Origin of the sequence: Synechococcus sp. CS-1332 (assembly GCF_025127995.1) — a bacterium.
Classification (GTDB): Bacteria; Cyanobacteriota; Cyanobacteriia; order PCC-6307; family Cyanobiaceae; genus Cyanobium.
In genome coordinates this window covers 23,374-36,704 of the sequence record NZ_JAHLYP010000024.1, presented here as the reverse complement: position 1 = coordinate 36,704, position 13,331 = coordinate 23,374, and the positions used below count along the sequence as shown (strand labels likewise).

Annotated in this window: 14 protein-coding genes and 2 tRNA genes; 8 read left to right on the top strand and 8 right to left on the bottom strand. The window is 68.2% G+C overall.

From position 1 onward, the window contains the following. Both infB and KQ305_RS05195 read left to right on the top strand, forming a co-directional pair. Nucleotides 1–2,892: translation initiation factor IF-2 (gene infB / locus KQ305_RS05200; RefSeq protein WP_259724361.1), on the top strand; the 2,892-nt coding region annotated here is incomplete at its 5' end. A 4-nt stretch (nt 2,893–2,896) separates the two neighbouring features. Then, complete coding sequence (locus KQ305_RS05195; protein WP_259724360.1) at nt 2,897–3,592, top strand: low-complexity tail membrane protein; 696 nt, start codon at nt 2,897–2,899, stop codon at nt 3,590–3,592. On the opposite strand, the gene KQ305_RS05190 is transcribed toward KQ305_RS05195, so the two are convergent. After that, on the bottom strand, nt 3,509–3,766 hold the full coding sequence (locus KQ305_RS05190) for a DUF3493 domain-containing protein (protein ID WP_259724359.1): 258 nt from the start codon (nt 3,764–3,766) through the stop codon (nt 3,509–3,511). The genes KQ305_RS05195 and KQ305_RS05190 overlap by 84 nt on opposite strands. Before the next feature lie 52 nt (nt 3,767–3,818). On the opposite strand from KQ305_RS05190, the gene KQ305_RS05185 reads away from it, so the two are divergent. Together KQ305_RS05185 and KQ305_RS05180 are read left to right on the top strand one after the other, a co-directional pair. Further along, a tRNA-Thr gene (locus KQ305_RS05185) sits at nt 3,819–3,890 on the top strand. A 62-nt stretch (nt 3,891–3,952) separates the two neighbouring features. Beyond that, nucleotides 3,953–4,441, top strand: coding sequence for a hypothetical protein (locus tag KQ305_RS05180; protein ID WP_259724358.1), 489 nt, complete (start codon nt 3,953–3,955; stop codon nt 4,439–4,441). Between the two features lie 45 nt (nt 4,442–4,486). Here KQ305_RS05180 and KQ305_RS05175 read toward each other — a convergent pair whose 3' ends face one another. From KQ305_RS05175 to KQ305_RS05150, 6 genes are all read right to left on the bottom strand, one after another. Then, nucleotides 4,487–4,855 (bottom strand): AbrB family transcriptional regulator, encoded by a 369-nt coding sequence (locus KQ305_RS05175; RefSeq protein WP_259724357.1) that lies wholly within the window; start codon nt 4,853–4,855, stop codon nt 4,487–4,489. Between the two features lie 150 nt (nt 4,856–5,005). Beyond that, nucleotides 5,006–5,269: a hypothetical protein gene (locus KQ305_RS05170; RefSeq protein WP_259724356.1), complete on the bottom strand. Its 264-nt coding sequence runs from the start codon at nt 5,267–5,269 to the stop codon at nt 5,006–5,008. A 96-nt stretch (nt 5,270–5,365) separates the two neighbouring features. Next, the gene (locus KQ305_RS05165; RefSeq protein ID WP_259724355.1) at nt 5,366–5,635 is read right to left on the bottom strand and encodes a hypothetical protein; all 270 of its coding nucleotides are present in this window, start codon (nt 5,633–5,635) and stop codon (nt 5,366–5,368) included. Nucleotides 5,636–6,104: 469 nt separating this feature from the next. Further along, on the bottom strand, nt 6,105–7,061 hold the full coding sequence (gene gluQRS, locus KQ305_RS05160; protein WP_259724364.1) for a tRNA glutamyl-Q(34) synthetase GluQRS: 957 nt from the start codon (nt 7,059–7,061) through the stop codon (nt 6,105–6,107). Between the two features lie 56 nt (nt 7,062–7,117). Beyond that, entirely contained in the window at nt 7,118–7,393 is a 276-nt protein-coding gene (locus KQ305_RS05155) for an HU family DNA-binding protein (protein WP_015110525.1), read from the bottom strand. A gap of 147 nt (nt 7,394–7,540) precedes the next feature. Next, the gene (locus KQ305_RS05150) at nt 7,541–8,299 is read right to left on the bottom strand and encodes an MBL fold metallo-hydrolase (protein WP_259724354.1); all 759 of its coding nucleotides are present in this window, start codon (nt 8,297–8,299) and stop codon (nt 7,541–7,543) included. Nucleotides 8,300–8,370: 71 nt separating this feature from the next. Here KQ305_RS05150 and KQ305_RS05145 point away from each other — a divergent pair, with 71 nt between their 5' ends. Next, complete coding sequence (locus KQ305_RS05145) at nt 8,371–10,545, top strand: glycogen-debranching protein (RefSeq protein WP_259724363.1); 2,175 nt, start codon at nt 8,371–8,373, stop codon at nt 10,543–10,545. On the opposite strand, the gene KQ305_RS05140 is transcribed toward KQ305_RS05145, so the two are convergent. Then, nucleotides 10,500–10,570 (bottom strand) — tRNA-Gly (locus tag KQ305_RS05140). The two genes, KQ305_RS05145 and KQ305_RS05140, sit on opposite strands and share 46 nt — an antisense overlap. A gap of 118 nt (nt 10,571–10,688) precedes the next feature. On the opposite strand from KQ305_RS05140, the gene KQ305_RS05135 reads away from it, so the two are divergent. From KQ305_RS05135 to KQ305_RS05125, 3 genes are read left to right on the top strand one after another with little or no spacing between them, the layout of a single operon-like run. Beyond that, nucleotides 10,689–12,128: an MFS transporter gene (locus tag KQ305_RS05135; RefSeq protein WP_259724353.1), complete on the top strand. Its 1,440-nt coding sequence runs from the start codon at nt 10,689–10,691 to the stop codon at nt 12,126–12,128. Then, nucleotides 12,125–12,874, top strand: coding sequence for an ABC transporter permease (locus tag KQ305_RS05130; protein ID WP_259724352.1), 750 nt, complete (start codon nt 12,125–12,127; stop codon nt 12,872–12,874). The genes KQ305_RS05135 and KQ305_RS05130 overlap by 4 nt, the downstream gene beginning before the upstream one ends. Continuing rightward, a complete protein-coding gene (locus KQ305_RS05125; RefSeq protein ID WP_259724351.1) occupies nt 12,871–13,308 on the top strand; it encodes a DUF3119 family protein in 438 nt (145 codons plus the stop codon). Before KQ305_RS05130 ends, KQ305_RS05125 begins: the two co-directional genes overlap by 4 nt. The last annotated feature ends 23 nt before the right edge of the window (nt 13,309–13,331 follow it).

Here is a 13,331-nt window from a genome sequence, read left to right as displayed (position 1 = left end):
GTTGAAGCCGGCAAGCCCGCCGTCCGTCCGCCCACGATCATGGGCAAACCGGCCGCGGCCACCCCTCCGGGCAGCGGCACCCCCCCGGCCCGTCCGGTCCCTGCGGCGCCGGCCCGTCCTGCCTCCGTGGCTCCGCCGGCCAAGCCCCTGGCGGCGCCGAAGCCCACCAGTCCGGCTCCGGTGAACCGCACCTCCCAGCCGCCGGTGCGCGTCGGCTCGCCCCAACGCCCACCCGCGCCGGCCCCAGGCCGCCCCGTGCAGGGCGGAACGGGCACCGCAGTCCCCAGCCGGCCGCCGGCCACCCGGCCCCAGCTCGTCGGCCGACCCCAGCCCGGCCAGGGCGGTGCCACCAGCAGCCGGCCAGCCCCCCCCTCAGCCCGTCCGCAGCGTCCCGGCACCCCCGCGCCAATCCGACCCGGCAGCGCTGGCTCCAGGGCCGGTGCCGCTCCTGGCCGCCCCGGCCCCACCCCGCTTGAGCTGGTCGGCAAGCCGATCCGCCGTGATTCGGCGGGTCCCGGAACCACCGCCGCAGGGCGCCCGGCGGCCCCTGGCCGCCCGGGCATCCCGGCTGGCATGCGCAAGCCGATGGCCCCCGGCGAGCTGATGCAGCTCCAGAAACCCACCGGCCGACCCACTGCCGCGCCGCCGCGACGGCCCGACAGGAGCGAGGGCGGCACCGAAACCGGAGGGGATACCGAGGGCGTGACTCGCCCCACCGCCACCCCGCCGGCGGCCCCCCGTCGCCCCGGGTTCCGCCCGCCCACACCGGCCGGCGCCCGTGCCCCAGGCGCACGGCGGCCCGACTGGGACGACAGCGCCAAGCTCGAGGCCCTGCGCAGCCGCACGCCCCAGAAGCAGCGCCAGAAGGTCCACATCATCGGCGAAAACGATGATGCCCTCACCGCCGAAACCGGTGGCTACGCCGGCGAGCAGGAAGCCCTGGTGCTCCAGGCCAGCCTGGCCCGACCCGCCAAGCCCCGCACCCCTGGCGGTGCCCAGGCCAAGCCCACCGTGGCGGTGCGCAAGCGCAAGAAGGAGACGACCCGCCAGCGGCAGCGGCGCCGTGCCATGGAACTGCGGGCGTCCCGCGAAGCCAAGGCTCAGCGTCCCGAGATGCTGATCGTGCCCGAGGGCAACCTCACGGTGCAGGAATTGGCCGACCGACTCGGGGTGGAGAGTTCCGAGATCATCAAATCCCTGTTCTTCAAGGGGATCAGCGCCACCGTCACCCAGACCCTCGATCTGCACACGATCGAGACCGTGGCCGAGGAATTCGGCGTGCCCGTGCTCCAGGACGACATCGAAGCGGCGGCCAAGAAGACCGTGGAGATGATCGAGGCCAGCGACCTGGCCCACCTGATCCGCCGGCCACCGGTGGTGACCGTGATGGGTCACGTCGACCACGGCAAGACGAGCCTGCTCGATGCCATCCGCAAGACGCGGGTGGCGGCGGGCGAAGCCGGCGGCATCACCCAGCACATCGGCGCTTACCAAGTGGATGTGCCCCACGGTGACGAAACCCGCAAGATCACCTTCCTCGACACCCCGGGCCACGAGGCGTTCACCGCCATGCGGGCCCGTGGCACCAAGGTCACCGACGTGGCCGTGCTGGTGGTGGCCGCCGATGACGGCGTCCGCCCCCAGACCCTGGAGGCGATCAGCCACGCCCGCGCCGCCGAGGTGCCGATCGTGGTGGCCATCAACAAGATCGACAAGGACGGGGCCCAGCCCGAGCGGGTCAAACAGGAGCTCTCCGGCCTCGATCTGGTGGCCGAGGACTGGGGCGGCACCACCGTGATGGTCCCCGTGAGCGCCATCAAGGGCGAAAACATCGACAAGCTGCTGGAGATGATCCTGCTGGTCACCGAAGTGGAGGACCTGCAGGCCAACCCCGACCGGATGGCCCGGGGCACCGTGATCGAGGCCCACCTCGACAAGGCCAAGGGTCCGGTGGCCACCCTGCTGATCCAGAACGGCACCCTGAAAGCCGGCGACGTGCTGGCGGCTGGTCCGATTCTCGGCAAGGTGCGCGCCATGGTCGACGACACCGGCAAACGGGTCAAGCAGGCTGGCCCCTCCAGCGCCGTGGAGGCCCTCGGCTTCAGCGAGGTACCCACCGCCGGCGATGAGTTCGAGGTGTACACCGACGAGAAGAGCGCCCGGGCGGTGGTGGGCGACCGGGCCAACGAAGCCCGGGCCACCCGCCTGGCCCAGCAGATGGCCTCGCGGAGGGTGTCCCTGGCCTCGATGTCGGGCCAGGTCAGCGAGGGCGAGCTGAAGGAGCTCAACCTGATCCTCAAGGCCGATGTCCAGGGCAGCGTCGAGGCGATCCTCGGATCCCTCGAGCAGCTGCCCCAGGAGGAGGTTCAGGTGCGGGTGCTGCTGTCGGCACCTGGCGAGGTCACCGAAACGGACGTCGACCTGGCGGCGGCCTCAGGCGCCGTGATCGTTGGCTTCAACACCTCGATGGCCTCCGGTGCCAAGCGTGCCGCCGATGCCACCGGCGTCGATGTGCGCGACTACGACGTCATCTACAAGCTCCTCGAGGACATCCAGATGGCCATGGAGGGCCTGCTGGAACCTGAGCTGGTGGAGGAGAACCTGGGCGAGGCGGAAGTGCGGGCCGTGTTCACCATCGGCAAGAGCGCCGTGGCCGGTTGTTACGTGACCAACGGCAAACTGCAGCGCAACTGCCGCATCCGCGTGCACCGCGGCAAGGAGCTCGTCTACGAAGGCGATCTCGATTCCCTGCGTCGCAACAAGGACGACGTCAAGGAGGTGGCCACCGGCTTCGAGTGCGGCATCGGCTGTGATCGGTTCACCGGCTGGCAGGAGAGGGATCGGGTCGAGGCCTTCAAGTTGGTGACTCAGCGCCGGACCCTCAGCACCTGATCCCGTGACACCCCGCAGCGAGCCCCTGCTCTGGCTCCAGCTGATCTCCTTCGGGGTGTTGCCGCTCGAGGCCCTGCTGGTGCTGCTGGTGCTCGCCGGCAGCGACCCCGGACCCCTGCCGGGGCTGGAGAGGCTGCTCTGCTGGGCGATCGGCGCCCTGGCACCAGCCCTGCTGCTGGTGCGTCGCCCCGCCGACGTCTGGTCGTTGCTGCTGCTGCAGACCCCCATGCGGGCTCGTAGGGAGCTGCAGCGCCGGCTCAGTCGGCTTCAGGCCACCCCAGCTCTGGCCCTGGCCACCGCAGGCGGTGCCGCCCTGGGCCTGCCCCTGCTGTGGTGGATTGACCGCCACGCGGCCGTGGCCTCCCCCATCTCCCCCTTCAGCTCCAGTCCTCGCCTGGTGGCCCTGCTGCTGGCCGCCCTGATCCTGGCGGTGATGCTGTGGCAGTGGCAGCAGCTGGTCCAGTCCCTCTGGCTGCTCAGCCGCAACGCCGAGACCGTGGCAGGGACCCCACCGCTCACCCAGACGGAACTGGAGCAGCAACGTCTTTGCCTGGGTCTGCCGCTGCTGCTGCCAGAGCCACTGCTGCTGCCGCAACCCCAGAAGCTGCCGCAGGCCTCAGCCCTCGACCCGGTTGCGGTCGAACCAGAGCAGCGCTCCGAAGAGGCTGAGGGCCCCGACCTGGATCAGCAGGTCCCCTGAGGCCACCTCCGAGCCTGCGGAGGCCCGCAGCGCCATGGTCGCCAGACCAAGCCCGGCAGAAGCCACCAAGGCGAACCACAGCGCCCGCCTGAGCCCCCGCCACGGGGTCCTGGCCTCTTCCAGCAACCGGCGGCGCAGCTCAGGATCCAGGGATCTCTTCGGGTCGGATCCCATGGAATGGCGCGCAGCAGAGGGCTAACTGACGAATGCTAATTTCTTGGCCGATGCCGGTGTAGCTCAGGGGTAGAGCAACTGATTCGTAATCAGTAGGTCGTCGGTTCAAATCCGATCACCGGCTTCACTGCTCATCCCCCCTTCCAGCCGTTTCCGTGCGGCTGCATGGGTGGCGATACTCGAGCCATGGATGATCTGAGGGTGCGGCACGAACGGCTGCTGGAGAGCCACCATGGGGCCCTGAGCGAAGCCGCTGAACGCCTGTTGGCTGAAGCGCACTGGTCGCTGGCCACCACGGCCCTGCTGCTGGCGTCCGGGAGCCCGGACCCCAGCCGCGTGGTGCCGGTGGGGGATCTCGGCCGCTGGATCGACCATCTCGGGCCAGACCTGGACTGTTTCGTGAGACTGCGGCGCCAGGGCGTCAGAACCGAAGAGGCCTATGCCCGATGCCACGCTCTGGAGGGGGAAACCTTTCTGCGGGCCTGGCAGGCCCTTCAGGGCAGACATCCCCTGGTGAGCCATGACGATCTCAACGGCTTTGCCGTGCTGTCCCAGAAGGGGTTCTCCAGAACTCCCCGAAACATGCTCGTGGTGGTGAACTGGGGCGATCAAGTGACCGCTTTCCTTGTGTCCTGCGAACGGGACAAGCGGGAAAAACAACCTCCGCCAACCTGACCAGGCGCCTTGCGCGGACATCCCTTCCGGCCAGCACCCCGCTGATCAATCGTCGTCTTCGGAGGATCCGGCAGGAATCAGGCGAATCTGCTTGCGACCCAGCTTGATCTCGAATTCATCGCCGGGCTGCAGATCGAGCATGGCGGTGTAGGCCTTCCCCACCAGAAGATTGCCGTTGCCCTGGACGGTGGCCACGTAACTGAGTTTGCGACCGCCTTTGGACGCACCTTTGCCACCGCCTTCGCCCAGGCTGACGCCCTTGGCTTCCAGAAGAGCCTCATAAAAAGCCGTGAAATTCAAACGCTCGGCGCCATCCTTCTTGGTGCTGACGTAGCCGCAACCACGCACCAAATCAGATTTCGAGACATCGCCCAGCTCCTTGACCTTGGTCAGGAGATCAGATCCGGTGAGCATTGGGAGCAAAAAAAACCTTACAAGACGCAGCATAAAGGTTTATCGGCTTGTCGTCATTAGTCGAGCTGCCGATACAAGCCAGGGACCAACTCGCGGCTGAACCGGCCCAGGGCTGAACTTCAGGGCTGGGGCCCATCCCCATCCAAATGCTCAGCACAAAGAAACGGGCCATTCCACCTTGACCACGTCGAAGCCGTCGCCACCGAGACGATTCAGCTCACCGGCGGCGCGCACGGCCGCCTCGTGGGTATGGAACAGGTAGGCCGACGCCGGATCGCTCACATCGCCCAGGCCCTGGTCGACAGGACGGATGGAGACATAGGAGCTGTCGGAAAGACGCTGCAGCACATAGCGCTCGGCCTGGGTGCACTCCAGGGGATGCGCCGGATCGATCTCGGGTGCCCAGAAATGCATCACAACCCCAGTCAGTAGCCCCTCTGAGCTAACCCGGCGGAGGCGCCGCCCGCGAGGTGACGCCACATGTCGTTGCAACTGGCCAACGCCGGGTGATCACGTCTCATTGCCTCCGAAGTCGTCGTCGTAGCCCTGGTAAGGCTCGAACTCACTCCAGCCAGGACTGGCGTTCTGGAGCAATCCATAACGGGCATCAACGTCATTCATCAGGGTGTTGCCCGTGGGCACCGTGTCACAGGTGATCGAGCCATCGGCACCGCTGACGCAATTCTCGAATTGCACGTTCGCCAGAACCTTGTCTGCTCCCCCGATCAGAGAAAGCAACAGGGCAGCAGCCAGGGAGAGGGCACGGAGTGCTGAACCCATTCGGGAAGCCTCGCGGAGGAGCTGGTCATTGGTCATCGCCGGGGAGCGTCTGCTGGGATGATGGCACCGCTTCAACACACGCCCCCATGTACACCGACTGGACCGCTGTGATCCTGCTGCTGCTCACGGCGGCGCCTCTGGCGGCGGTGGTGGCGACCACCGCGTTCTTCATCTGGCGGCGGAAACGGACGTCGCGGTGACCATCCGAAAGAACAGTCCATCCGCGCCCATGGCCGGGGAGCGCCCCTGGCCCAGGCAATCGAGGCAGGTGCGGTAACGCTGATCATCAATTCTCAGCAATCCGCTGCCTCCGCACTGGGGACATCGGCAAGGGACAAGGGCTTGGCTCCTCGAATCGGCTGAGGGCACCTGGCGGGACATGACCAACGGGCGAGGGATTGTTCTGATCTCCTCACTGTGCCTGGCCAAGACCCCTTAAATTCCGAAACCTTTCTTAAGTATTTTTGGCTTAGGTCCTTTGCGGGTCTTGGCATGCCTTCACTGCCTCTGGGGACAGGCTGGACGCCAGCTCCCTGGCACTGAGGCGGCTGCCCGGCGGCACCAACTCCAGACTCGCCGCCAGGCAACCGATCACCGCTGGGGCATCCATCCCACGGCTGCGCAGACCGGCCAGCCCCTCGGCCCCCTCCCGCTTGCTGAGCCGCTCGCCCCTGGAATCCCGCCAGAGGGGAACGTGGGCGTAGGCCGGCGGGGGGCAACCGAGGGTCGCCATCACCGCCACCTGGGCCCCGGTGGAGGGCCAGAGATCATCCCCGCGTACGACCTCGCTGATGCCCATCAGCAGCTCGTCGATGGCGGTGGCCAGGTGATAAGCCACCACGCCATCGGCCCGCCGCAGCACCACATCTCCCACCGCGGCGGGACCGTCCTGGCCTCCGCAAGGCCCGCCACGCTCCTGCCAGCGCAGAACGCCGGGCTCCAGTCGCAGGCGCCAGCTCGGCAGTCGACCGGCCTGGGCCCCCCAGAAGGGCGCACGGTCCCGGCAGTACCCCGGGTAGACCGCCAGGGCACCGTGGGGTGCGGAAACATCGGCAAGAAGTCGCCGGCTGCAGCGGCAGGGGTAGAGACGGCCGGCCTGGCGCAGGGCCGACAGGACAGTGGCGTAGAGGCCGCGACGGGCGCTCTGGTGAACCACCGGACCGTCCCAGTCCAGCCCGAGCCAGCGGAGATCGTTGAGGATCGCGGCCTCGGCACCCGGCCGGTTGCGGGGGCCGTCGAGATCGTCAATGCGCAGCAACCATTGCCCGCCCCTGAGCCGGGCTTCAAGCCAGCTGAGCAGGGCGGTGCGCAGGTTGCCCCGGTGCAGCGGGCCGGTGGGTGAGGGGGCGAAGCGTGTGGTGTATCCCTGGCCTCGAAGCCGTAGACCCGAGGCCAGCTGGGCCTGGAGATGGAGGGGAAGCCGCAGCGCCGGGGCCGGAGCCCCGGCGGCCGCTGGCATGGCGAAACGGCTTCCGGTGCGGATCAGCCCTGGACCTTGTCCTTGAACAGCTTGCCGGCCGTGAAAGCGGGCACGCGCTTGGCGGGGATTTTGATCTTCTCGCCGGTTTTGGGATTCAGACCCTGACGGGCAGAACGCTCGCGGGGCTCGAAGGACCCGAAACCGAGGATGGAGACCTTCTTGCCTTCAACCACCGAATCGACAATGGTTTCGATGGCGGCATCGACCACGAGGGAAACGTCGGTCTTGGTGAGCTCCGTGCGGGCAGCCACGATGTTGACGAGATCAGCTTTGTTCATTGTTCGGGGGAAGCCTCCGGATAGGTGGCGATGGCGGGGTTCGGGACGTCGAGTGATGGAGGCGAATCGGAAGTCCCCGACCGCCCGATGCGCTCAGCGCGCCAATCGTATGGGTCTTGCGGCGGGGCCGCAACTAGAAAAGTCCACTCATGACAGCGGTTTGGGGAGCGGCCCCCCGCCGGGGGGCTGGAGGGCCAGGGCCTGCAGATCCAGGTCCCACAGCTGGGAGGCGCCCTGCTCCACCAGCTTCGGGCCCCTCAGAGCCCCCAGGCCGGCACCGCTGGCGATCCAGTCGGGGGACCCGGCCGGCAGCCACTGGCGCAGGCCTTCCACGCTCCGGAGCTGGCGGCCCCAGTGAAAGGTCCCCCGCAGCCGCAGGGGAGCCACCCGGGCCGGCGCCGTCGGAACCAGCAGTCGGCCGCAGAACAGCCCGTCCTGGCCCACGCCCCCCACCGGGGCGACATGCACGACGCAGGCCCCCGGGGAGGGCCCCGGCGTCCAGAGCAAACGCACCTCAGGGCCGAGTTGGTGCTCGCTGGCGAAGGTGTGCAGCGGATCCACTCCGGGCAGGAGGTAGGCCTCCTGCTCCTGCACCAGGACCGGCCATCCCAGAGCCTGCTGCAAGCGGCGGCAGCGCCCGTGGCCGCCGCGGCCGGTGAGCAGGATCCAGCTCTGGGCCCCTGCGCTGCCACCAGCCCGGTGGCGGGGGCGGTCCGCCAGAAACCGCAGGTTGGCCCGGGTGAAGGCGGGGCAATCGATGAGCAGATCGGCACCGGCCGCCTCAAGCAGCCAGGCGCTGCCCCCCTGGCTCTCCCTGCTGGGCGCAAACAGCCACAACCCGGGCCCCACCCGCTGGGGCGGTCGGCCCTCCTCGGGCGGCAACAGGGAAGCTTCAGCACTGGCCATGGCCCCATTGAACCCCCGGCGGCAGCGTCCGGAAGCCCGACGTACCCTTGGGGGCAATCCAGGCCAGTGATTTGTCGGCGACCCGGATCGGACATCCCTGGCCACTGGGGGCCTCCGTCACCCGCCGGGGCGTCAATTTCTCCGTGGTGGCCCCGCTGGCCACGCGCATTGAGCTGCTGATCTTCGCTGACGGCGAGGCCCGCGACCCCCTGGAGGTGATTGACCTCGACCCCGCCCACCGCTCTGGTGAGCACTGGCATGTGGAGGTGGAGGGTCTGGGCCTGGGCTGCTGTTACGGCTACCGCGTCTTCGGCCCGATCCAGCCCGGCAGCCATGGATTCAATCCCTCCAAGGTGTTGCTTGACCCCTGCGCCAGGGCGATCACCGGCTGGGAGGGCTATCAACGGGGCGCCGCCGTCGGCGCCGTCCCCAACGCCTCCGCCTGCCTCAAGGGCGTGGTCACGGAGCGGGACCGGTTCGACTTCGACGCCGCCCCCCGGCCGCGCCACTCCTGGCAGAAGAGCGTCATCTACGAGTTGCACGTGGGCGGCTTCACCCGGGGCATCGGCTGCCCGGTGCCGGAGCAACGGCAGGGAACCCTGCTGGGGCTGATCGACACCTTGCCCTACCTCCAGGAGATGGGGGTGACGGCCATCGAACTGTTGCCGGTGATGGCCTTCGATCCGCAGGATGCCCCCAACGGACGCTTCAACCACTGGGGCTACAGCCCCGTGAGCTGGATGGCCCCCCATCCGGCCTACCTGGTGGACAGCGACCCGCTGCAGGGCCGGCAGGAGGTGCGTCAATTGGTGACCGCCTGCCATCAGGCCGGCCTGGAAGTGCTGCTGGATGTGGTCTACAACCACACCAGCGAGGGCAACCAGCAGGGACCCACCTTGAGCTGGCGGGGGTTCGGCGATGCCCTCTACTACCACCAGACCGCCAAAGGCGACTACCTGGACGTGAGCGGCTGCGGCAACACGATTGCCGCCAACCGCCCCCTGGTGCGTCGCCTGATCCTGGAGTCCCTGCGCTGCTGGAGCACGGAACTGGGCATCGACGGCTTCCGCTTCGACCTGGGCATCGCCCTGACCCGCGGCGAAGCGCTGGCTCCCCTCGATACCCCCCCCCTGTTCGAAGAGATGGAGGCGGATCCCGATCTCAGCGATCTGAAAGTGGTGAGTGAGCCCTGGGACTGCGGTGGCCTCTATCGCCTGGCCGACTTTCCCGCCCGGCGGGTGGCCAGCTGGAACGGCCGCTTCCGGGACGACGTGCGCCGGTTCTGGAAGGGGGACGACCGCAGCACCTGGACCCTGAGCCAACGCCTCTCGGGCAACCCGGATCTGTTCAACGGTCAACCCGCCCCTGTGGGGCGCACGATCAACTTCCTCACCGCCCACGACGGCTTCACCCTGGCGGATCTGGTGAGCTTCGACCGCAAGCACAACCTGGCCAACGGCGAGAACGACCGCGACGGGGACAACCACAACAACAGCTGGAACCATGGCGTGGAGGGCCCCTGCACCGACCAGGAGGTGCAGAGCCTGCGGGACCGGCAACTGCGCAACCTGCTGGCCTGCCTGCTGCTGGCCCCCGGGGTGCCCATGCTGCTGATGGGGGATGAGGTGCGCCGCAGCCAGGGGGGCAACAACAACACTTGGTGCCAGAACAATCCCCTGGGCTGGATGCACTGGCAGCCGGACGCGGGCGACCTGGCCCTGCGTCGCTTCCTGAGGCGGCTGATCCAGTTGCGCCAGCGGCTTGCACCCCTGCTCAACCAGGAGCTGCCCCTGGCCCACACCGGGACGGCCAGGGGGCCAGGGGCAGCTCCCCTGTGGCGGGAATGGCACGGACTCGAGCTGGGCAAGCCGGACTGGGCCAGCTGGTCCCACTGCCTGGCCTGGAGCCTCCATGACGCCAACATCGGCCCCTTGGTCTGGTGTGGAATGAACGCCTACTACCAGCCGATGCAGTTCGCGCTGCCGACCCAGCCGGCCGGCTGGCGGCGGGTCATCGACACGGCCATCCCCGGCGACCATGACCTGCCGGCGACGCCCGAACCCTGGCTGCCGGCGACCGCACCGCTGCAGAGCCGCAGCCTGATGCTGCTGGTGGCAACGCCCCTGCTCGAGGACACACTCGCTGCAACGACCCCCAAGTCCAGAACGTCCCAGAGCAAGGCCGCTTCGGGAAGGAAAAAAGCGGGCGGCGGGAATCGAACCCGCATCATCAGCTTGGAAGGCTGAGGTTTTACCACTAAACTACGCCCGCAGCAGTACAGAAGTACTGGAGCTGGATCCCGGGAACCGGCTGCAGCATTATGACCTGCACCGGCCAACCAAGACCGGACGACCCACACTGGACGACCACCCCCGGAGCGCCTCCAGGTTTGACCTCCCCCACGCCGTCCACCCCGCCGCCGTCAGCGCCGGACCTGCCGACGGATGTTGTGGATACGGCGGACCTTCCACCCGGTGAACGCCGCAGGGTGCTCCTGGCCTATGGCATGGGGGACGCCGGCACGGGGATGGCCGCCTCCCTGATCGGCTTCTATCTGTTCATTTTTTACACCTCGGCGGCGGGGCTGCCGGCCTGGATGGCCGGCCTGGTGCTGATGACGGCCCGGCTCTGGGATGCCATCAACGACCCGGTCGTGGGCTGGCTGAGCGACAAGACACGTTCTCCCTGGGGCCCAAGGCTGCCGTGGATTCTCGGCAGCGCCGTACCGCTCGGCTTCGCCATGGCCCTGATGTGGTGGCTGCCACCGGGAGGTCTCTGGGTCAGGTTCGCCGTGTTTGTGGCCATCTCGATGGTGGCCAACAGCCTCTACACCTGCGTCAACCTTCCCTACTCAGCCCTGGCGGCGGAACTCACCACCAGCGTCAACCTGCGCACCCGACTCAACAGCGCCCGCTTCACCGGCTCGATCATTGCCGGCCTGGTGGGGATCGTGCTGGGGGGCGTGCTGCTGAAGGATCACCAGAACCCCGACAGTTACCTGCAGGTGGGGATCTTCTCTGGGGTGCTGATCACCTGCTCCACCTTGCTCTGCGGCTGGGGGATCGCCCCGGCAGCGCGGAATTGCCAGCGCCCCACCAGCCAACGGGGCACCACACGGCGGCTCCTGGCCCGGGTGGGCAGCAACGGGCGCTTCCAGATGGTGCTTGGCCTCTACCTGCTGCTCTGGTGCGCCCTCCAGATCATGCAGACGGCGGCGCTGATCTATCTGCCGGTGGTGATGCGGCTGCCGGAAGGCTGGAGCAACTGGATCCTGCTCCCCTTCCAGATCAGCACCCTGATCGGGCTCCAGCTGTGGACCGCCATCGCCCGCCAGCGCGGCCGCCTCACGGCCCTGCACTGGGGCACGGTTCTGTGGATCGTCGCCTGTCTGATGGCCATGGTGCTTGTTCCGCTCGACGCCAGCATCGGGCCGACCGCCTCGGCCGGGAATCTGGTGCGCCTGTGCGCCCTGGTGGCGACGATCGTGATTGTGGGCCTGGGGGCCTCCACCGCCTACCTGATCCCCTGGGCCCTGCTGCCCGATGCCATCGATGCCGATCCGGAAAAGCCCGCCGGCCTCTACAGCGCCTGGATGGTGTTCACCCAGAAGATCTGCATCAGCCTGGCCCTCTTCTTCTTCGGCAACCTGATGAGCCTCAGCGGCTACCAGGCGGCCAAGGGCATCCTGCAACCCGACAGCGCCCTGCTGGCGATCCGGATGTGCATGGGCCTGATCCCGGCGCTGCTGGTGGTGCTGGGCCTGGTGGTGATGCGGCGGTGGCCTGATCGGGGCCCTCACCCGGAGACCCTGACGGCCTCCGCACCATGAAGCCGCCGCGCTGGCTGCAGCGACTGGGCGCCAGCCTGATGATCGGCGGTCAGGCCGTGAGCGCCATCGCCCGTGGCCGCATCGGCACGGCCGACCTGGTCCAGGAACTTCTGGAGGCCGGACCGGGCAGCTTCCTGATCGTGCTGATCACGGCCCTGGCCGCCGGCACCGTGTTCAACATCCAGGTGGCAGCTGAACTCTCCAAGCAGGGGGCCAGCTCCGCCGTGGGGGGGCTGCTGGCCCTGGGCCTATCGCGGGAGATCGCGCCGCTGCTCACCGCCACCCTGCTCACCGGCAAGGTGGCCACAGCCTATGCCGCCCAGCTGGGAACGATGAAGGTGACCGAGCAGATCGACGCCATCACGATGCTGCGCACCGACCCGGTGGAGTATCTGGTGGTGCCACGGGTGCTGGCCATGGTGGTGATGGCGCCCGTGCAATGCCTGCTGTTCTTCTGGATGGCGATCTGGTCGGGCCAGGTGAGCAGCACCCTCCTCTACAGCATTCCACCGACGGTCTTCTGGAACTCCGTACGGGTCTGGATGCAGCCCGACGACCTGCCCTCGATGCTGCTCAAGGCCGTCGTGTTCGGTCTGATGATCGCCGTGATCGCCTGCGGCTGGGGGCTCACCACACGAGGGGGGCCCAAGGAGGTGGGCACCAGCACCACCGGCGCCGTCGTCATGATTCTCGTCACCGTCGCCCTGGTGGACGTGCTGCTCACCCAATTGCTCTTCGGACAATGACCACCGCACCCTCCACACCTCCAAACTCCTCCGCCGACGAGGTGGTGCTCCGCCCCCGCTTCTGGGTGCCGATCGGGGTGCTGCTGCTGGCGGCCGCCTCCCTGGCGCTGCGGCCCCTCTGGGGTGGTGTTGTCTGGCTGGCCCTGGCAACGGGGCTGATGGGCCTGTTCCTGCTGCTGCAGTCGGCCCTGCTGCGGTTGCGCTTCGCGCCGCAGGCCCTGCTGGTGGCCCGCCGCGACACCGTGATCCGCAGCTTCCCCTACGACGCCTGGATCGGCTGGCGGGTCTGGTGGCCGGCCCTGCCTGTGCTGTTCTATTTCCGGGAGGAGAAGAGCCTTCACTTGCTGCCGATGCTGTTCGACGCCACAGCCCTGCGGCAGCAGCTGGAGCAGCGCCTGCCGCCCACCAAAGCCGCTCCCAGCGACCACGCCTGAGTCCACCGCTGCCTTGCTTCACT